This is a genomic window from Polaribacter cellanae (genome assembly GCF_017569185.1).
GTDB classification, from domain to species: Bacteria; Bacteroidota; Bacteroidia; order Flavobacteriales; family Flavobacteriaceae; genus Polaribacter; species Polaribacter cellanae.
Window position 1 is genome coordinate 4,086,157 of sequence record NZ_CP071869.1, and the last position, 18,387, is coordinate 4,104,543.

The 18,387-nt window shown below is 31.0% G+C and carries 19 protein-coding genes; 17 read left to right on the forward strand and 2 right to left on the reverse strand.

Annotation, left to right across the window (positions count from 1 at the left end):
- Positions 1–2 precede the first annotated feature (2 nt).
- Both pta and J3359_RS17955 read right to left on the reverse strand, forming a co-directional pair.
- Positions 3–2,096: a phosphate acetyltransferase gene (gene pta / locus J3359_RS17950; protein ID WP_208078542.1), complete on the reverse strand. Its 2,094-nt coding sequence runs from the start codon at positions 2,094–2,096 to the stop codon at positions 3–5.
- 193 nt (positions 2,097–2,289) lie between these two features.
- Entirely contained in the window at positions 2,290–3,918 is a 1,629-nt protein-coding gene (locus J3359_RS17955; RefSeq protein ID WP_208078543.1) for an acyl-CoA carboxylase subunit beta, read from the reverse strand.
- Between the two features lie 231 nt (positions 3,919–4,149).
- Here J3359_RS17955 and J3359_RS17960 point away from each other — a divergent pair, with 231 nt between their 5' ends.
- The 17 genes from J3359_RS17960 to J3359_RS18040 all read left to right on the forward strand — a co-directional run bounded on the left by J3359_RS17960 (position 4,150) and on the right by J3359_RS18040 (position 18,205).
- Positions 4,150–5,493: a coiled-coil domain-containing protein gene (locus J3359_RS17960; protein WP_208078544.1), complete on the forward strand. Its 1,344-nt coding sequence runs from the start codon at positions 4,150–4,152 to the stop codon at positions 5,491–5,493.
- A gap of 170 nt (positions 5,494–5,663) precedes the next feature.
- Positions 5,664–5,900 carry a ribbon-helix-helix domain-containing protein gene (locus J3359_RS17965; protein ID WP_208078545.1) on the forward strand — a complete coding sequence of 79 codons (237 nt, stop codon included), beginning with the start codon at positions 5,664–5,666 and terminating at the stop codon, positions 5,898–5,900.
- A 6-nt stretch (positions 5,901–5,906) separates the two neighbouring features.
- Positions 5,907–6,239 carry a type II toxin-antitoxin system PemK/MazF family toxin gene (locus tag J3359_RS17970; RefSeq protein ID WP_208078546.1) on the forward strand — a complete coding sequence of 111 codons (333 nt, stop codon included), beginning with the start codon at positions 5,907–5,909 and terminating at the stop codon, positions 6,237–6,239.
- Positions 6,240–6,241: 2 nt separating this feature from the next.
- Positions 6,242–7,279, forward strand: a complete 1,038-nt coding sequence (locus J3359_RS17975; protein WP_208078547.1) for a hypothetical protein — start codon at positions 6,242–6,244, stop codon at positions 7,277–7,279.
- A gap of 231 nt (positions 7,280–7,510) precedes the next feature.
- On the forward strand, positions 7,511–9,472 hold the full coding sequence (locus J3359_RS17980; protein WP_208078548.1) for an AAA family ATPase: 1,962 nt from the start codon (positions 7,511–7,513) through the stop codon (positions 9,470–9,472).
- Positions 9,462–10,046, forward strand: coding sequence for an NUDIX domain-containing protein (locus J3359_RS17985; RefSeq protein ID WP_243765956.1), 585 nt, complete (start codon positions 9,462–9,464; stop codon positions 10,044–10,046). Before J3359_RS17980 ends, J3359_RS17985 begins: the two co-directional genes overlap by 11 nt.
- Before the next feature lie 60 nt (positions 10,047–10,106).
- Complete coding sequence (locus J3359_RS17990; protein ID WP_208078549.1) at positions 10,107–10,745, forward strand: hypothetical protein; 639 nt, start codon at positions 10,107–10,109, stop codon at positions 10,743–10,745.
- A 26-nt stretch (positions 10,746–10,771) separates the two neighbouring features.
- Entirely contained in the window at positions 10,772–12,007 is a 1,236-nt protein-coding gene (locus tag J3359_RS17995; RefSeq protein ID WP_208078550.1) for a DUF6638 family protein, read from the forward strand.
- 164 nt (positions 12,008–12,171) lie between these two features.
- Positions 12,172–12,330, forward strand: a complete 159-nt coding sequence (locus J3359_RS18000) for a hypothetical protein (RefSeq protein WP_243765957.1) — start codon at positions 12,172–12,174, stop codon at positions 12,328–12,330.
- Between the two features lie 140 nt (positions 12,331–12,470).
- A complete protein-coding gene (locus J3359_RS18005) occupies positions 12,471–12,992 on the forward strand; it encodes a hypothetical protein (RefSeq protein ID WP_208078551.1) in 522 nt (173 codons plus the stop codon).
- Between the two features lie 282 nt (positions 12,993–13,274).
- Entirely contained in the window at positions 13,275–14,966 is a 1,692-nt protein-coding gene (locus J3359_RS18010; protein ID WP_208078552.1) for an energy-coupling factor transporter transmembrane component T family protein, read from the forward strand.
- 265 nt (positions 14,967–15,231) lie between these two features.
- The gene (locus J3359_RS18015; protein ID WP_208078554.1) at positions 15,232–15,594 is read left to right on the forward strand and encodes a DoxX family protein; all 363 of its coding nucleotides are present in this window, start codon (positions 15,232–15,234) and stop codon (positions 15,592–15,594) included.
- Positions 15,584–15,979: an OsmC family protein gene (locus tag J3359_RS18020; protein ID WP_208078556.1), complete on the forward strand. Its 396-nt coding sequence runs from the start codon at positions 15,584–15,586 to the stop codon at positions 15,977–15,979. The genes J3359_RS18015 and J3359_RS18020 overlap by 11 nt, the downstream gene beginning before the upstream one ends.
- Before the next feature lie 96 nt (positions 15,980–16,075).
- A complete protein-coding gene (locus J3359_RS18025; RefSeq protein ID WP_208078558.1) occupies positions 16,076–16,612 on the forward strand; it encodes an NADPH-dependent FMN reductase in 537 nt (178 codons plus the stop codon).
- A gap of 3 nt (positions 16,613–16,615) precedes the next feature.
- Positions 16,616–16,864: a glutaredoxin family protein gene (locus J3359_RS18030; protein WP_208078560.1), complete on the forward strand. Its 249-nt coding sequence runs from the start codon at positions 16,616–16,618 to the stop codon at positions 16,862–16,864.
- Between the two features lie 179 nt (positions 16,865–17,043).
- Complete coding sequence (locus tag J3359_RS18035) at positions 17,044–17,481, forward strand: MarR family winged helix-turn-helix transcriptional regulator (RefSeq protein ID WP_208080524.1); 438 nt, start codon at positions 17,044–17,046, stop codon at positions 17,479–17,481.
- A 16-nt stretch (positions 17,482–17,497) separates the two neighbouring features.
- Positions 17,498–18,205: a pirin family protein gene (locus tag J3359_RS18040; protein ID WP_208078562.1), complete on the forward strand. Its 708-nt coding sequence runs from the start codon at positions 17,498–17,500 to the stop codon at positions 18,203–18,205.
- Positions 18,206–18,387: the final 182 nt, after the last annotated feature.

Here is an 18,387-nt window from a genome sequence, read left to right on the forward strand (position 1 = left end):
AATTAATTTTGATTTGCTTGAATGGCAGTTAATAAAACCGTGTTAAAAATATCGTCTACAGTACAACCTCTACTTAAATCGTTTACAGGTTTGTTTAAACCTTGTAACATGGGGCCAATTGCTAAAGCACCAGTTTCTCTTTGAATGGCTTTGTAGGTATTATTCCCAGTATTTAAATCTGGGAAAATTAATACAGAAGCTTGTCCTGCAACTTTAGAATCTGGCATTTTTGTTTTTGCGACAGACATATCTACTGCTGCATCATACTGTATTGGTCCTTCAATTTTTAAATCAGGATTTTTAGCTTTAGCCAATTCAGTCGCTTTTCTTACTTTTTCTACCTCTTCTCCTTTTCCGGAACTTCCAGAAGAATAAGACAACATTGCCACTTTTGCTGGAATGCCAAAGGCTTCTGCAGATGCTGCTGAAGAAATGGCGATTTCCGAAAGTTGTTCTGCATTCGGGTTCGGATTTACAGCACAATCGCCCATTACAGAAACTCTGTCGGACAAACACATAAAAAATACTGAGGAAACCACAGAAACGCCAGGTTTGGTTTTAATTAGTTGTAAGGCAGGTTTTATGGTGTGCATGGTTGTGTGAACAGCTCCAGAAACCATACCATCTGCCAAACCATTTAAAATCATTAAGGTTCCAAAATAAGAAACATCCCTGGTTAAATCTACTGCAGTTGTTTCTGTCATTCCTTTGTGTTTTCTAGCTTCAAAAAGGGTGTTTGCAAAGTCTTTATTATGAATAGAATCTTCTGGGTTTAGAATGTTTAGTTTGTCTAAATCAATTTGAATTCCTAACTGATCGCATTTTAATTGAATGGTATTTCTATCGCCCAACAACGTTAAATCTACGATGTCTAATAATTGTAAACGAGCAGCTGCTCTTATAATTCTTTCGTCATCTCCTTCTGGCAAAACGATGTGTTTTTTATAAATTCTTGCTTTTTGCAATAAATTATATTGAAACATGCTTGGCGTCATTCTAACAGATTGATGTGAGGTTAAAATGTTCGTTAAACCTTCCGCATTTACAAACTTATCAAACGTGTCTAAGGATAATAATATTTTTTTATTGTGTGTTGCGTAAATTTTAGATTTTACACCTCCAATTTTGTTGGAAATGTTAAAAGTTCCTCCATCAACAGAAATAATTGGTACTGTAGATTGTACACCTTCAATTAGTTTTATAATAGATTCTTCTGGAATTAAAGTACCAGTTAAAATAATTCCTGCAATTTTTGGATAATTTTTAGAAGCATTCGCTTGTAGCGCGCCTAAAATAATATCAGCTCTGTCTCCAGGTGTAATAACCAATGCATTTTCTTTAATTCTTGTTAGGTAATTTCGAAGTTGCATAGCTCCAGTACTATAACTTCCAATAGCATTGTCTAAAAATTGCTCGCCGAATAAAATGCGTCCATTTAATGCTTTTACAACTTCTTTAACTGTTGGAAATGCTAAAAAATCTACTTTCGGAATAATATCTATTTGAAGTTTGTTGGGAAAACTTTTAATGAGTTCTTGCCTGATATAATCGACTTCATCTTCTTCAATTTTGTTAGCGATAATTCCAATTACATCCACTTCTTTCTGAATAAAAGCGTTGTAAGAAAGTTGCATTGTGTTTATAAAATCTTTTTTCTTTTTTCCATTTCCAGAACCAACGATTAAAGCAGGAATGTTTAGGTTTTTGGCAATCATTAAATTTACATCTAATTCGGTAAAACTTCCACCGCTAGAAAAATCTGTTCCTTCTACTAAAACATAATCGTAGTTTGCTTCTAATTTTTTGTATTTTTTTATTACATGATGTATTACTTCATCTTCTTGTCCTTCGCTTAACAGTTCTACAACTTCATTTTGTGTGTAAGCGTAACAATCTTTATAGTCGATTTCTAGGTTAAAAAAATTGATAGCAGTATTCGTGTGTTCGTCATAACCATCTGCATTTATTTCGTTAATAATGGGTCTAAAATAACCCACTTTTGCAGATTTTGTTAGCATCATTCTTAAGATTCCTAGAGATATTAGAGATTTACCACTGTCGGATTCTACTGTGGCAATATATATAGCTTTACTCATTTTTTATGAATTTTATTTGCAAAAATAAGGTATAAAAAAATGACGAATACTGATATTCGTCATTAAATCTGAAGAAGTTTTTATTGTGTAATTCCTCGTAATTCCCATCCAATTTTTCTTGCTGAAAACATTTTCTATAGTTTGTTTAAAACGTTTATAGTGAGACAAATTGTATAGGATTTCTATAAATAAATTAAACCTGTAAAACTCCCATATTAAATTTCTTTTCAATGGGAGCGTGGTTGGCAGCTTCAATTCCCATGGAAATCCAAGTTCTTGTTTCTAAAGGATTTATAACTGCATCTGTCCAAATTCGTGCAGCTGCATAATAAGGCGAAACTTGGTTATCGTAACGTGTTTTTATTTTATCAAATAATTCAGCTTCTTTCTCTGGTGTAATCTCTTCGCCTCGTTTTTTTAGTGATGCAGTTTCTATTTGCAATAAAACTTTAGCAGCGGAATTTCCACTCATTACAGCTAATTCTGCAGAAGGCCAAGCAACAATTAACTTTGGGTCATAGGCTTTACCACACATAGCATAATTTCCTGCTCCGTAAGAATTTCCGATAACAATTGTAAATTTTGGAACCACAGAATTGCTTACAGCATTTACCATTTTAGCACCATCTTTTATAATGCCTCCATGTTCCGATTTAGATCCTACCATAAAACCAGTAACATCTTGTAAGAATACTAAAGGAATTTTTTTCTGATTACAATTCGCTATAAAACGCGTGGCTTTATCAGCAGAATCGTTATAAATTACACCACCAAATTGCATTTCTCCTTTTTTAGTTTTTACAAGTTTTCGTTGGTTGGCAACAATACCTACAGCCCAACCATCTATTCTTGCATAACCAGTTAAAATGGTTTGTCCATAACCTCCTTTATACTGTTCAAATTCCGACTTATCTACCAAACGCTTTATGATTTCTAACATATCATATTGTGCATTTCTTTCTTTTGGTAGAATTCCAAAAATATCGTCTTGGTTTTCTTTTGGCGGAAAAGAATCGGTTTTGCTAAAGCCAGCCTTATCATAATCACCAATTTTATCAACAATAAATTTTATTTTATCCAAAGCATCTTTATCGTCTTTAGCTTTGTAATCTGTAACACCAGAAATTTCGCAATGTGTTGTTGCGCCTCCCAAAGTTTCGTTATCTATACTTTCTCCAATTGCAGCTTTTACTAAGTAACTTCCAGCCAAGAAAATACTTGCAGTTTTGTCTACAATTAAAGCTTCATCGCTCATAATTGGTAGATAAGCTCCACCTGCAACACAACTTCCCATCACTGCAGAAATTTGTGTAATTCCCAAGCTACTCATTACTGCATTGTTTCTAAAAATGCGTCCAAAATGTTCTTTGTCTGGAAAAATTTCGTCTTGCATTGGTAAATAAACCCCAGCAGAATCTACCAAATAAATAATTGGCAATTTGTTTTCGATAGATATTTCTTGTGCTCTTAAATTCTTTTTTCCTGTAATTGGAAACCAAGCACCCGCTTTTACAGTAGCATCGTTAGCAACAACAATACATTGTTTTCCTTTAATGTAGCCGATTTTTACAACTACACCTCCAGAAGGGCAACCACCATGTGCAGCATACATATCTTCACCTGCGAAAGCACCAATTTCTATAGATTTTGCTTTGTTGTCTAAAAGATAATCAATTCTTTCACGAGCCGTCATTTTACCTTTTTCGTGAAGTTTATCAATTCTTTTTTGGCCACCACCTAATTTTACTTTTACCAATCTTTTGCGTAAATCTGATGCTAATAATTTGTTGTAATCTTCGTTTTTGTTGAAGTTGAGATCCATAGGAATACGTTTCTTAGTTTTCAGCTAAATTAAGAAAATTTAAGAAGATATTTTTATATGTAGCATACTAAAATATTAAAAAAAAGACCCAAATTTTTAAAATAATGAATCTGTTTTGTAACAAATAGGGTTTAATGGCAACATATAATCAAAGTAAAACTTCTTTTTTCTAAAAAAAAATAACGAAATTGCTTGTCTTTTAAAAACGATTCAACATAAAACTACATACACATGACTGATGATTTTGACTTATTAGAAACAAATTCAACAAAAAAAACTGAAAAAGTAGATGTAAATTGGGGAAAAGCGATTGACACAATGAAATCTAAATTGTCTCAAGAGGAAGACCCAGAAAAGCGTCAAAAAATATTAAATGCAACTTTAGATGACGTTGTAGATATGGCAAAACAAGACAGAAGTACCTTGTTAGATGCTATTAAAGATTTAACCGATTATCAAGATGAAGTTGGTATTAAATTCGAAGGTTTTTCAGCTTTAAATGCACAAGAACAAAAAGTAATAGACGATGCCCAAAAAGCATTAGAAAGAGCAAGAATCGAATTAGAAGATGCAAAAAATAAACCAGATACTTGGTGGAATAATTTGTGGGGAAGAAAATCGAAAATAAAAAGAGAAGAAGCCGAATTTGCACAAGCAGAAAAAACAAGAGCAGGAGCAGATAACAAAGCAAAAGCAATGTTTCAAGAGCGAATAGAAAGTGCAGATATTCAAACTTTATTGGGTGAACTTTCTTTTAAATCTCAAGCTGCTGTAACTCGCTTAAAAAATAGAGAGGTAGAAATTAAAGAAGTAGAAGAAAAGCTAAAAACGGCAATTGTAGAAGCTTCTAAAAATCATACAAAAGCATTAGAAAAGAAGAAAGAAGTAGAAGATAAATTAGAAGAGCAATATGCATTGTTGAAGCAAGCGCGCCAAGAATTAGACGAAATTGCAGACAAGCAATCTACAGCTTATTCAGAAGCAATTGGAAAAGTAACAACGATCGAGCAAAAAGTGGAAGAATTAGAAGGGTTGAAAAACGCTTACACAACTTTGGCTGCTTCTAAAGATAGTTTCGTACACAAACACAATTTAACGATTAAGGTTTTAACTTCTTTACGTTCTAATTTACAAACCCACAGAGCAAAATTAAAGAGCGATACTGAAGAAAGACTAAAATATTACGATGGTTATATTGTGGCGTTAAAAGCAAGAACCGATCAAGAATTTGCAGCTATTTTAGAGCATTTAGGTGTAAAAACCGACGAACATATTGGCGAAACATTGGCTTCGATGCATTCTGCAAGTGCTAAAGCAAGACAAGATATGATGGACAATATCCCAGTTCACGAGAAAGTTATGAAAGGTGTTTATAGCACGTATGCAGAGGCTTTACAAGAAATACGTGAAAAAGATGTGGACATTCAAAAGAATTTTGCAGACAGATATGGAATCGACATGAAAGAGATTTTCGAGGATTATTACAAAGCAGATGCAAATGCGCCTTCTGGAAATGATGACGAACCAGCTGCAACTCCCAAAAAGGAATCTTCTAACGACGATTTATTGTCTTAAAAAAGTCAGCAGTATTCAGTCTGCAGTAAGCAGTCTTTAGTTTGCGGCTATTTGACTGAATACTGCCAACTAAATAACTTATTCAAAAATAGACTTCAAAAATTAAAAAAGCATATCATTTTAAATAAATATTGTAAATATATTTTATATTTGTATAAAATAAATATAAAATGGCAACATTCACATCATCATTACCAGACAATTTATTAGATAGGTTGTCTAACTTGGCAAAAGAATTAAAACTTCCTAAAAACAAGTTAATGCAACAAGCGTTAGAATTGTATTTAGAGCAATTGGAAAAAGCGAGCTATATAAAGTCTTACAAGCAAGCAGCTTCAGACCAAGATATTTTAATGGTTGCAGAAGAAGGGATGCAAGAATATTTTAATGAGATTAATAAGATATAATTCAAAATGAAGCAAGGCGAAATTTGGGAATTGTATTTGAATCCGACAAAAGGAAGTGAGCAAAGTGGAAGAAGACCTGCAGTAATCATTAGTGGAAATATGTTAAACACCTATTTACAAGTGGTTATTGTTTGTCCTTTAACAACGAGTATTAAAAATTATAAAGGCAATCTTATTATAAATCCTAATGAAATAAACGGACTTGAAAAAAAATCGGAAGTGTTGACTTTTCATGTGCGTTCTGTTTCAAAAACAAGGTTGGATAAAAAAATTGGTAAAATTCCTTTAAAAGATGTTGCCGTTATTAAAAAAACGTTGAACGATATTCTTAAATTTTAAAAATGATTACAACACCTTTAGATTCTGCACTTTTAGACTCAAAAGAACAATATGTTTTTTATCACAAAATGGTAGATTTCGTGTTAAAAGAATTGATTGTAAGCGTTCAGCAAGAAAAATTATGCAGTCAGCAAGAATTACTAATTTTTAAGCAATATTCCGATTTACTTTTATATTCCATTGAAGCCATGCGTATTAAATATATGTATGATGAGGAAGATAATATGAAAGTCGATTTAACAGATTCTGGTTTTCCTAATTATTTGGAATTCCGTTTTTTGTACAACGATTTAGAATTAAAGAACGAATACATTCACAAATTAACCGATATCGATTCTTTAAAAAAAGAATTTTTAGATACCTTATTAAAGAAAAAACAAGCAGTTAGAAGAGATCGTTTATTTCAGGCATCGTCTATCGTATATTATAAATCTGTAGATCAAAAATTGATTTTTAACAGATTTGTACAAGGAAAAATTTTGGAAGCTCCAAAAGACGCTTCTTACGAATATCTAACAAGTTGGAGTTTTTACGATGTGAGTCATAATAGACCATTTATCTGTTATATGTACTTTAATTATGAAGGAAAAAATGCGTTAAAGGATAAAGAAAAAATTTATCAAGTTTTAAAAGAAAGTGCAGATAGGCAAATGCCTTTAGACACAATGGCTTATAATATTGATAGAAAATTACCAGCTATTCAGCCAAAACACATTAAAAGAATCGACTTAGGGCCTTTCCATAATGTATTTGCAAAAGACGAAAATAAAATAACGCATGCTATTTTAAGCGGAATTTCAAAAAAGGAAATCCCTTTAGAATCGTATGCATTATCCTTAAAAATAGATGAAGTTTTTTCTGGAGAAACATTCACAGAAGGCGGTTTTTTCTCCAAACAAACCATGCAAAAATGGAGCGATGTAATTAAGCAAAGATATGTTTTTGCACCACACAGAATTATTCAATTATTGCATAATAGAACTCCAGAAGTTTTGCATAAATTGGCGAGGTCTCCGATTGAAGTAAGCTCTTTACAGTAGGTGTTTTTTAGTAGGCAGTCTTCAGTAGGCAGTTTTCAGTCAGTTTGTTTGTGAAATAAAAGAGTCGAATAAATAAAAATAAAAATAAGAAAAAGGAATGTAATAAGCAGAGTAAGAACAGCAGAGTAAACTGCCAACTGAATACTGCTTACTGAAAACTTAAAAATAACAAGCAGAGTAAGAAAAGCAGAGTAGACTGCCAACTGAAGACTGCTGACTGAAGACTAAACAATGGAACACAACTCAACTTTCCCAATAAAACAAAACGAATTAGATATGCTTCGTGACGAAGCCTCTGGTTATCTAAAATCGATTCAATGGGAACAAAGTAATAGAGCAAAAAACAAAGACAAAGATGCAAAAGACGATTCAATTTTATTGTATTTGTCAAGAGCAAATAGCGGAAGTAATGTAGAAATTACGTCAGTTTCTAAAACTATTTTAGGCTTAAAAAAACGATTATTGCCAGATTCTATTGCGATTCCTGTGTATTTGAATCAGACTTTATATGCTGTTCAAGAAGGAATTACATTAGGAATTTGGATAAAAGACAGTTATTACGATACCTCAGGATTATCGAGTTTAAACGAACGAAAATCGGCATTAGATAATTCAGGAAAAAGAGAATATGAAAGCAAACTGCAAACAGCAACTGCATTTCAATTATTTGCAACCGCGTATAAAATTTTGCATGATTTAAAGCCACATTGTTCAGACGATTTATCTGTAATGAAGCAGAAATTTGCAGGGATTCCAGAAGTATCTTTTACATCACCTTTAAAAGGAATTGCATGTGCTTTATTTTATTTTGATAAATATTTAGGGCATCCAGATATTGTAAAAACAGACAAAGATGTAATTGATTTTACAGTGGTTTATTTTGAAGCTTTTATTGATGAAATTCAGCTTCGAAAAAGCACATTAGAATATACAGAAACGATTGTAGATAGAACCTACAAATTAGAAAATAGCGATTTCGCAGTTTCTGGCTGGGACAATGTTTTTGCAGGAACCGCAAAAAGTGTGGAGTTTAATAAAATTCAGTTTGAGCAAATTGTAGGAAATAAAGACGCAAAACATTTTGCACGTAGGTTAACAGAAAGAATGTTGAGCTACGATTTTGATGCGAAGAAAAATCCGTTTCAAGAATTGGGTGGATTTATGCCTGTTTTTATGGGTTATGGAATTCCAGGAACTGGAAAAAGTATGTTAATTGCAGCGATTGCAACACGTTTAAAAGAACATTCAGACAATTTAGACATTCCGTTTTTGTTTCATCCAATGCCAGATACGTTGATTTCTACTTTTCAAGGAGGTTCTGCAGAAAAAATGGTGGAATGGATGAAGCCAATGCAAGACCCCACAAAATTAATTTTTGCTCCAATTGACGATGCAGAAAATAATTTACAAGAAAGAACTGCACAAGGAGTTTCAGCAGGTGTAAAAGAAGTAATTGGTGTGTTCTTACGTTATACAGAAGGCGCTTATGCTGTAAATTATGGAAATTCATCCATTGGTTTATTTACAAATTTACCAGAAATGTTAGACAAAGCTGTAATTTCTCGTGTACAAGGAAGATTTAAAATTGATGGAGCAAGAACAGAACACGACTTTTTAGACCAAGATTATATCTGGTGGAAGAAATTTGATAAGACAATGCCCGATTTTGTGAATATGCAAAATCCAGAAAATTATCAATTTTTGAAAGACCAAGGTTTGGCAAAAAGTATGGGCGACATCTTAAATTCAATAGAAAAACCATCCGAAGAAAGAGTTTTTCAGGCTTATGATAAAGCTGAAAAATTACATAAAACGAATCATCATTTGTTTTTTGCGAGTTTATATAAAGAAATTCAGCAAATATTTCCGTTTTTCTCTTCAAGAGATGTACGTAATATTCAATCTGCGATTTCATTGCGATTAACAGATTTCGATTTAGAAAAAGATTGGTTCGAAAATCCTGAAATATATTTTAAGAAAGATTATGAAACCAAGTTTAATATGTTGCAAGAATTGATGAAAAGTAATATGAAGGGTTTAGATTTTTCAGAAATTAGAAGACAAGAAGTGGTGCGTTATTTAGACAATGTTGCCACGATTGCAGATACAGATTTTAAGAGAAAAGTAGATGCAAGAGTAAATCAATTAAACATCGATTTGGAAGCGAGAAAAACATTTAGAGGTGACAGATAATAAAATCAAAAACGTAACATCAAAAGTACTTTCCAATATTTGGGCGAAGTTAGAGCAAGTCAGTTTCGATTTTACGTTTAAAAACGGAAAAACAGAGCGTTTAAGACACGAAGTCTATGGAAAAGCAGATGGAGTGGCAGTTTTACCCTACAATCCAACCACGAAAAATGTAGTTTTATCGAAACAATTTAGAATACCTATGTATGTTGCAGGCGTTAAAAACGGATTTTCAATAGAAGTTGTAGGAGGTTCTATAGATAAAAATGAATCGCCAGAAACAAGTGTCATTAGAGAAACAAAAGAAGAAATTGGTTACAGTATTTCTGAAATCGAAAAAGTAAGTACTGTTTTTTTGTCTCCAGGATTAATGAGAGAGCAAGTCCATTTATATGTTGCCAAATATACAGATGAAGATAAAGTTGAAAGTGGAGGAGGCTTAGCAGAAGAAAGTGAAGAAATTACAGTGTTAGAAACTTCTTTTGATGAAGCTTTAAAAATGATAGAAAACCAAGAAATTATAGATGCAAGAACCATTATGTTGTTGTATCATTTGAAAGTGAAAGGATCAATATAGTAAACAAGACCTCACAGGTTTTGAAAACCTGTGAGGTCTGAAAAAATTAATTACAATTAGTTGAAGAAAATTATATTAAAATATTATTTGCCAATATTTGCATCAGCATTAATATTTATAGCACCAATTATTTTAATTAATTATTCAGAGGATGATTTTTCTGATATAATAATCGGATTATCTCTTTTAGTAATTTTTTTAACTTTTGTTTTAGGAACTTTAAATTATAAATTTGGTGATAAACTAACTTTTAATAATAGGAAAAAAAGTATAAAGAAGGATTTATTTCAAGAATTTATTTACAAAGGGTTTGATGATAATGAAGTTTCAGTTTCAGGATATTTAGAAAATTATTATACAATTATTTCAGATGAAAGAGATTCAACTTATCCTAATAAATGGATTGAAATTATTATTTTATTTAATCCAAAACAACAAAGTCAATTTATACCTAATTATGTTTTTCAAAAATTATATAATCAAGGTAAAAATAATTACTCTTGGAACTCTAACAGTTTAACGATTAAAAAAGTTTATGGACTAAAAGTTCCAAAATATCGAAATATTAGAGATATAATTGATGAAGCTATTAAAATATTAAGAGATAATAATATAGAATCAATTAAAGGAGAAGAATGGGATTCATCATTAAAAGAAAGTGTTACTCATTACAGACAGATATCAAGTTTAAAAAATTAGTGATAATTAGTGAAATTAGTGTCTAAATGCAAAAACTAAAAAAAGCCAATTTGTACAGAAGCGAACTAATTCCCATTAGTGGAAAATTAGTAGAACGTTACAATAAATGTTTGTTGAAATTAGGTTTTTCAGCAACAAAACTCACCAATTTTTCAATTGATGGAGTAGGTTGGAGTCCAGAAATTGCCGAAGAAAAAAAAGAGTCTTTTTATTTAAATAATGGTGAAGCAAACTCACATGCTATCATTATTTTACCAAAACAAAAAGGCTTACCTGTGTACAATCCGTTTCATTCTTTCGACAGAGAATTAATGAAAATTATCTTTAGAAAACATGGAGATAAAATTAATAATATTACAAGAGATTCCGCAATTTGTATAGATTTTGATCAAAATATAGATACATTTTACGAGCCTTTAGACGTTTTAAAATATAAAGAAATCAATATTAAATTTCATCTAATAAATAATTTAGATGTTGCAAAAGCCGAGCAATTAAAATTGATTGAAACCTTTAACAAAGACACAAATTTTATAGATGAAAGTATCCATCAACAACTATTAGCATCCGCTAAAAAGTATGGCGATTTAAGAGAAAGAACATTAGATTTAGAACCGATTTCTTTTACATCAGATTCTTTTTATACAAAAGCATTTGGCGGAATATTTGTTTTAAGAGATTTTGTAAAACCAATCTTAATTTTCGAAAAAGAAGAAACATACAAAGAAGCCATAAACGACACAATGTATGATGTTTTAATGTATCATATTTCTCATAAAGAATTAATAGATAAATTATTAAGTTACGAGGTAATTGAATTTAATTTAAATGAAGAAGTTTCAGGAAAAAGATATGATAGAATTAAAAAATACATTTTTTCAGAATTTTTAAAAGAAACCAATCACCCAGTAAAAGATATTTTAAAAGACCCCATTTTATTTAAAAGTTATTTGAATAAAATAGATATAAATGCTCGTAAAAAAGTGATGGGTTTAGAACTTTTTCTCCAAAAGAAAGAGCTTTCAAAAACACTAAAAGCGAAGGATATTTTAGATGATGAATTATTTGTCGCTTTAAACAAACCACATTCCTCTTTAAAACCAGCAAACCAAGATTTAATTTGGTATTTGTTGGTAAACATTGCACCAAAAGATGTTTTATTTTTATATTGGTATGATAAAGAGCATTTTTATGAGCGATTTGAAAAGTTAGACGAATCTGTTCAAGATTGGGTGATTGAGACGATTAAGAATGGGTATTAGGTTGGAAGAATGAAGCACGAAGTTGGAAGAATGATGTGTGAAGTTGGGAGTTTGAAGCGTGAAGTTTGAAGATGAAGTTGGAAGCTAGAATAGGAGATAAAAATGGATTTTCGTATATTTATAAAAAGAAAACGAATAAGTTTTAAATTTGAAAATCTTATTATTTGGCAAAAGTCTATGGATTTGGGCGAGGATATGAATTTGTTAGCCAAGAGCTTTCCCAAAGAAGAAATTATATGATTGAAGAAAATTTTAATAATCAATATAAAAAATGTTTCAACTTAATGAATATGATAATAGCATTTAGAAAAAAAATAAAATAAGAAGTTGGAAGATGGAAGTAAGAGTATGAAACTTCCAACTTCAAACTCCCAACTCCAAACAATTTTTAAAAAAATAACACAAAATAACATAAGAGTAAAAAACTTCAAACTTCGAGCTCCCAACTTCAAACTTTTAAACCATGACATTAGAACTCATTATATTTATCGCCTCAATTGTATTCGGAATCATTATTTATTGGAGAGAATCTCAAACGAACAGAGTTTATCGATTTTTTAATAAACTAATGAATTCGAAAGAATTACAGATGAAACCTACCGATAAAAAAGGGTTTGTTTACGAACAGAATTTCCTTTTAAGACTGGTATTTATCGTTTCACTTTTCTTGGTTGGAATTTTAATCGCTCGTTTTTTAATTCCGATTGATTTAGCAACAATTTCTTTATTTGCTTCGATGATTTTTGGAACGTTAGTAGGAACGTATTTAGCTGGATTTATTTTTAAATCATCTGCAATTATAGACGAACAATCAGATTCTTTAGAAGAAAAATTTAACGATGTTGTAGAAAAAGGAAAAGATTTTATAGAAGATTTAAAAGGAGAAGAACCAGTGGCAATTAAAAAAGCACAAGAAGAAATAGAAAAGCCAAAAGCAGAAGAGAAGAGCGCAAGAGAGCGTTTAAAAGATAAAGGACTGCTTTAAAGTAGTTGAATTAAGTTTGAAGTGGGAAGCATGAAGTTGGAAGTTGGAGTAGAAAAAAGAAGTTATAATATGTAAGTATGAATTAAATTGCAATTAAAATAAGAATATAAGTCATTAAGGAAAATATCATCAAATTATAAATTAAAATTATTAATATGAAGCTTCCAGCTTCAAAATATAAAGTATGAGTGAGAAACTTCAAGCTTCCCACTCCCAACTTCAAACTGTAAAGTATGAGTAAGAAACTTCAAGCTTCCAACTTCATACTTCAAACTCATAATTATGATAAAAAATTATTGGAATAAAGGATCAAAACAGAAAAAGAGAGTCATTATATTCTCTTTAATAATCATTGCATTATTGTTCTTTTTAAGAGACGATTATCAACCAGCATTGTTGTTTTTTAGAAAGTTCATATTTATAATTCTATTGTGTTTTACTATTTTGTATTTTGGATTAAGAAAATTTCGAAAATCGGCAAGTACAGGAAGTAGAATAGGAATATTATTTGTTTTAGCACTCTTTTTTGGAGCCATTTATTATGTAGGTTTTCAATCGAAAATGTACAATTATATGCAGACGTATAATGTATTTAACGATTTAAAAAGAATTGAAATTGCAGAACTTCCATTAACACAAAATGAGAGAATTCAGCCTTTAAGAAATATTTTTTCGATGGCAAACGAATCTGTTGGCGAAACCAAAGATGTTTCCCTGCCACATTTGGTAAGAGTAGATGGACATAATCAATGGACAATGGCAATTCAACCCACAGAAAAATATTATTGGCAGGGTTTAAAAGACAATACAGAAGAGGTTTTTTCTGTGTCGAGCACAACTCCTTTTCCAAGATTTTCGAGTGAAAATAGAATTCCAGTTACATTTTCAATTGGCGAATCTCTAAAATTTAGCAGAAATACGTATAACGCAGTTGTACAAAGATTAAATCCTTGGATGTTGTTTAATTACGAACCAAGTGACACGTTTTACATGAAAAACGACAAAGATGCTTGGGTTCAGGTAGTTAGTTTAATAAAATGGAGAGGATTCTTTTTTCCATATCCAACTTTTGGAGGAGTAATGGTTATAGAAAATGGCGAGCATTCTTGGAAAGACTATTTAGAGCGAATTACTATTGGGAAAGGGACTTATATTTCTCCAGAAGAAATGAAAAATTACGAATATCTGACAAAACAAAACACATTGTCGGAAAAAGTATCTCGTTTGCAAGCAGAATCTTTAAAATTTTTAGCAGGTTTTTCTGACCCATTACCTTGGAATATGAAAAGTGCAGTAAAAATTCCAGTAGCTCCAAAAGACCAAAACGAGCAACCTTATGTAACCGATTTCGATTTTTCAGATACCAAAGTTGGTGCTTACAGTGGTTTGTATCATTGGTTTGGTTTAGAACCAGTTGGCGCAGAAAGAACCAGTTTAAGTTACAGCGTTTTTATTCCTGCAGATGGAACAGATAAGTTCTATTATTACGATCATGCATCTAAAAAACAAGGTTATGCAGGCGTTTCTGCAATGCCTTTAAAAGTAAAAGAATCTAAAAAAGAATACGATTGGAATGCAAACACACCAGTAGAATTTAGACCTTATATTAAGAACATTGCAGGTAGAAAACGCATGTTTTTTTTAGGAACAGTTTCTACGATTAGTAACGATAATCCGAATCAGTTTGATGGTTCTGCAACACCAGATTTAGCTTTGGTAGACAGCGAATACAGAGATGTTGTCTGGATTAATGCGAAGAAACCAAGCACTTGGAACGAGGAGGTTTACAAGCAATTAAATGAAGCTTGGAGAACCAGCGAAAGAGAAAATATTTATTTCGAAAAAGAGTTAACAGTTCTAGAAAAAAATCAGGCAATATTAGATTCCATTCAATTGATTTCTAAAAAGGAAAAGAACATTAAAGAAATTCAACGTCTTCAAAAACAGATAGATTCTATTCGCATTAATCAGTAATTTTTTTTGGAGCTATTTCCTGCTTTCGTTACTCGCTTTTTATCTCTTTCCAAGAGCTAAAAGAGCTCAAACAGGCCACTCAATCAGGGCTAAGCTTGTTTGCAAACCATATTACTTATTTAAAAACCTTTCAGAATTAATAATTTGAAGGGTTTTTAGTTTTACTGAAATAATCAAAACAGTTACATCATATTCCATAGAATTATATTCCTTGGAAAATAAATATTTATTTCGTAACTTTGTACTCAGTTTAAGACCAATCAAAATGAAAACTAGCAAACTAGTATTTTACATAAGCACAGGTTTACTTACTTTACTAATGCTTTTTTCAGTAAGTATGTATCTTTTTAATCATATAGAAATTCAAACTGCATTTTTAACATTAGGGTATCCAACCTATATCATTTACCCATTAGCATTTGTTAAAATTTTAGGATTAATCGCTATTTGGTTTATAGCTAACAAATCTCTAAAAGAATGGGCATATGCAGGTTTCTTTTTCAATTTTGTTTTGGCATTTTTTGCTCATTATATGATTTCAGATGGCGAACATATGGGAGCATTAGCCGCAATTATAGTATTAGTAGTTTCTTACATATTCAATAAAAAAGTAAATAATGGCAGATAATACAACATCAAAAATAGTTTTAACAAATAAAAACTATTTAGCAGAAGCAAAAATGAGAAATCATTTTGCAGTAATAGACGAACCCGTAAACGCAGGTGGAGATGACAATGGCCCAACACCAGTAGAGTATTTATTAACTGCAATTGGAGGTTGTGTTTCCATAACTTTGCGAATGTATGCCGAAAGAAAAGGTTGGGACGTTGGCGAAATTACAGTAAACGTTTCACAAATAAAAGACGAAAAGGGTTCTCATTTAAGTGAAGAAATTTCATTTTCAAAAGAAATTGACGAAGATCAAAGAAAACGATTATTAGTAATTGCTGGCAAATGTCCAGTCGCAAAAATGGTAAAAGGAGAAACTGAAATAGTTAGTAGTATTCAGTAGTTCAGTTTTTAGTAAGCAGTATTCAGTTGGCAGTCAAAGTTTTCAGTTCAACAGAAGCAATTACACAATTAAACAATTACACAAAATAAAAAATATATGAAAAAAATAGTAGCATTTGCAGGGAGTACAAGTTCAACATCCATTAATAAAAAATTAGTAACATTTACAGCAGAAAGTTTAGAAAAAACAGCATTTGATATCATAGACTTAAGAGATTTTTCTGTACCTATTTTTAGTGAAGATGAAGAAAAAGAAAATGGTTTTCCAAGTGATATGACAAAATTATCTAAAATGTTCGATAATTACGATGGTTTCCTTGTAGCGTTAGCAGAACACAATGGTTCTTATGCAGCAGCGTTTAAAAATATATTTGATTGGTGTTCGAGGATAAACAATAAAATATTTAGAGAGAAACCAGTATTATTAATGGCAACTTCTCCAGGACAAATGGGAGGAAAGTTTGTTTTAGCAGCAGCAGAACAACGTTTTCCAAGACATGCAGCAAAAGAATTATTAACCTTCTCTTTACCAAATTTTTCTGATAATTTTAAGGAAGGGAAAATTGTAAATGAAGAATATTTAACATTATTAACGCAACAAATAGAGCAGTTCGAAAACTTAGTAAATAATTAGAATATGAAAATAATTTTATACGGAAAACAAGGACATGCATACACAGTTGCATTTAAAAACTTCTTAAATTCTACTGATGTTCCTTACGTTTACAAAGATATTTCAAAAGATGTAGAAGCAAGAGAACATAGTAAAAAGTTGTACAATGGTGTTGCAAAATTCCCAACATTATTTGTAGATGATGCTGTGTATTTAACACCAACAACAGAAGAGTTTAATAAAATTATGCAAGATTTAAAGTTAAGAGCTTAATAAGTTGGAAGTTGGAAGAAAGAAAGTGGAAGTGAGAATCTGGGAGAAGGTGCTTTAGAAAAGAACTTTGAAGTGAGAACAGACTAAAGACTTAAGATTTAATAGGAAATTAGTTATTAAATTATAAACAATAACAGGCTAAGCTTGTCGAAACTTTTTTTATTTTGAATACTGAATATATGGGCGATATTTCTAAAGACATACAATCGAATTTTAAAGACGAAAAAATAAAAGCGTTAATTAATATAAAATATACTGCAAATTGGCTGAATAGTAAAGAAAACGACTTTTTTAAACCTTATGGAATTTCGCCTCAACAATTTAATATTTTACGAATTTTAAGAGGAGCAAAAAAAGAAATTAAGGTGCAGCTTATAAAAGATAGAATGATTGAACGTGCACCAAATGCAACACGTTTAATGGATAAATTATGTGATAAAAACCTAATAGAAAGAATTCGTTGCGAACACGATAGAAGGGTAGTGTATGTAAAAATTACAGAGGAAGGTTTAGAATTGCTTTCTAAAATTGATGTGAATAAAAATCTCTCTTTTTTGGAGAATTTAACAGAGAAAGAAGCTTCTCTATTAAGTGATTTATTAGACAAAATTCGATAGAAAAAATGTAAAAATTATGAAAAAAATAATTCACAAATCAGAAACAAGAGGAGAAGCAAATTACGGATGGTTAAAATCGTATCATACATTTAGTTTTGCTGGTTATCAAAATCCAGAAAGAATGAATTTTGGAATGTTACGTGTTTTAAATGACGATGTTGTGCAACCTAAAATGGGTTTTGGAACACATCCACACAAAAACATGGAAATTATTTCCATTCCTGTTTTTGGAGCACTTTCTCATAAAGATTCTATGGGTAATAAACGTTCCATAGAAGTTGGCGAAGTACAAGTTATGAGTGCAGGAACTGGTTTAACACATTCCGAATTTAACGATTCTAAAACAGATGCAGTTAATTTTTTACAACTTTGGATTCTTCCTGAAACAGAAAATGTAACACCAAATTACGAGCAAAAACTTTTTTTAGAAGCTGAAAGAAAAAACAAGTTTCAAGTGTTGGTTTCACCAAAAGACAAACAAATAGAAGGGTCTTTGCCAATACATCAGCAAGCATATATTTCTATGATAGATTTAGAACCTAATTTTGAAACGGAATATGAACTAAAAAATGGAGCGTATTTTTTCTTAATAGAAGGTGAAATTTTTGTTGCAGATGTAACTATAGAAAAGAGAGATGCAATAGGCATTACAGAAACAAACAAAGTTGTAATCAAAGCAACAAAAGAAAGCAAGTTACTAGTTGTAGATGTTCCAATGATGTAAAATTATCAGCTTTCCTGCAAGGTTTTAAAAATCTTTTAGGTATAAAGCAATTTACCAAATTATGCCTACAAGATTTTTAAAACCTTGCAGGATAAAAGACTTGAGCAAAAAGCCAAAGAATCAAATTCTTTGGCTTTTTCTTTTCAAAAAATAGGCATATATTGCAAAGTATTATGCGTGCA

Bases quoted from the DNA above. Each gene is read 5' to 3' on its own strand.
- pta (WP_208078542.1), bottom strand. From the start codon at position 2,096: ATGAGTAAAGCTATATATATTGCCACAGTAGAATCCGACAGTGGTAAA.
- J3359_RS17955 (WP_208078543.1), bottom strand. From the start codon at position 3,918: ATGGATCTCAACTTCAACAAAAACGAAGATTACAACAAATTATTAGCA.
- J3359_RS17960 (WP_208078544.1), top strand. From the start codon at position 4,150: ATGACTGATGATTTTGACTTATTAGAAACAAATTCAACAAAAAAAACT.
- J3359_RS17965 (WP_208078545.1), top strand. From the start codon at position 5,664: ATGGCAACATTCACATCATCATTACCAGACAATTTATTAGATAGGTTG.
- J3359_RS17970 (WP_208078546.1), top strand. From the start codon at position 5,907: ATGAAGCAAGGCGAAATTTGGGAATTGTATTTGAATCCGACAAAAGGA.
- J3359_RS17975 (WP_208078547.1), top strand. From the start codon at position 6,242: ATGATTACAACACCTTTAGATTCTGCACTTTTAGACTCAAAAGAACAA.
- J3359_RS17980 (WP_208078548.1), top strand. From the start codon at position 7,511: ATGGAACACAACTCAACTTTCCCAATAAAACAAAACGAATTAGATATG.
- J3359_RS17995 (WP_208078550.1), top strand. From the start codon at position 10,772: ATGCAAAAACTAAAAAAAGCCAATTTGTACAGAAGCGAACTAATTCCC.
- J3359_RS18005 (WP_208078551.1), top strand. From the start codon at position 12,471: ATGACATTAGAACTCATTATATTTATCGCCTCAATTGTATTCGGAATC.
- J3359_RS18010 (WP_208078552.1), top strand. From the start codon at position 13,275: ATGATAAAAAATTATTGGAATAAAGGATCAAAACAGAAAAAGAGAGTC.
- J3359_RS18015 (WP_208078554.1), top strand. From the start codon at position 15,232: ATGAAAACTAGCAAACTAGTATTTTACATAAGCACAGGTTTACTTACT.
- J3359_RS18020 (WP_208078556.1), top strand. From the start codon at position 15,584: ATGGCAGATAATACAACATCAAAAATAGTTTTAACAAATAAAAACTAT.
- J3359_RS18025 (WP_208078558.1), top strand. From the start codon at position 16,076: ATGAAAAAAATAGTAGCATTTGCAGGGAGTACAAGTTCAACATCCATT.
- J3359_RS18030 (WP_208078560.1), top strand. From the start codon at position 16,616: ATGAAAATAATTTTATACGGAAAACAAGGACATGCATACACAGTTGCA.
- J3359_RS18035 (WP_208080524.1), top strand. From the start codon at position 17,044: ATGGGCGATATTTCTAAAGACATACAATCGAATTTTAAAGACGAAAAA.
- J3359_RS18040 (WP_208078562.1), top strand. From the start codon at position 17,498: ATGAAAAAAATAATTCACAAATCAGAAACAAGAGGAGAAGCAAATTAC.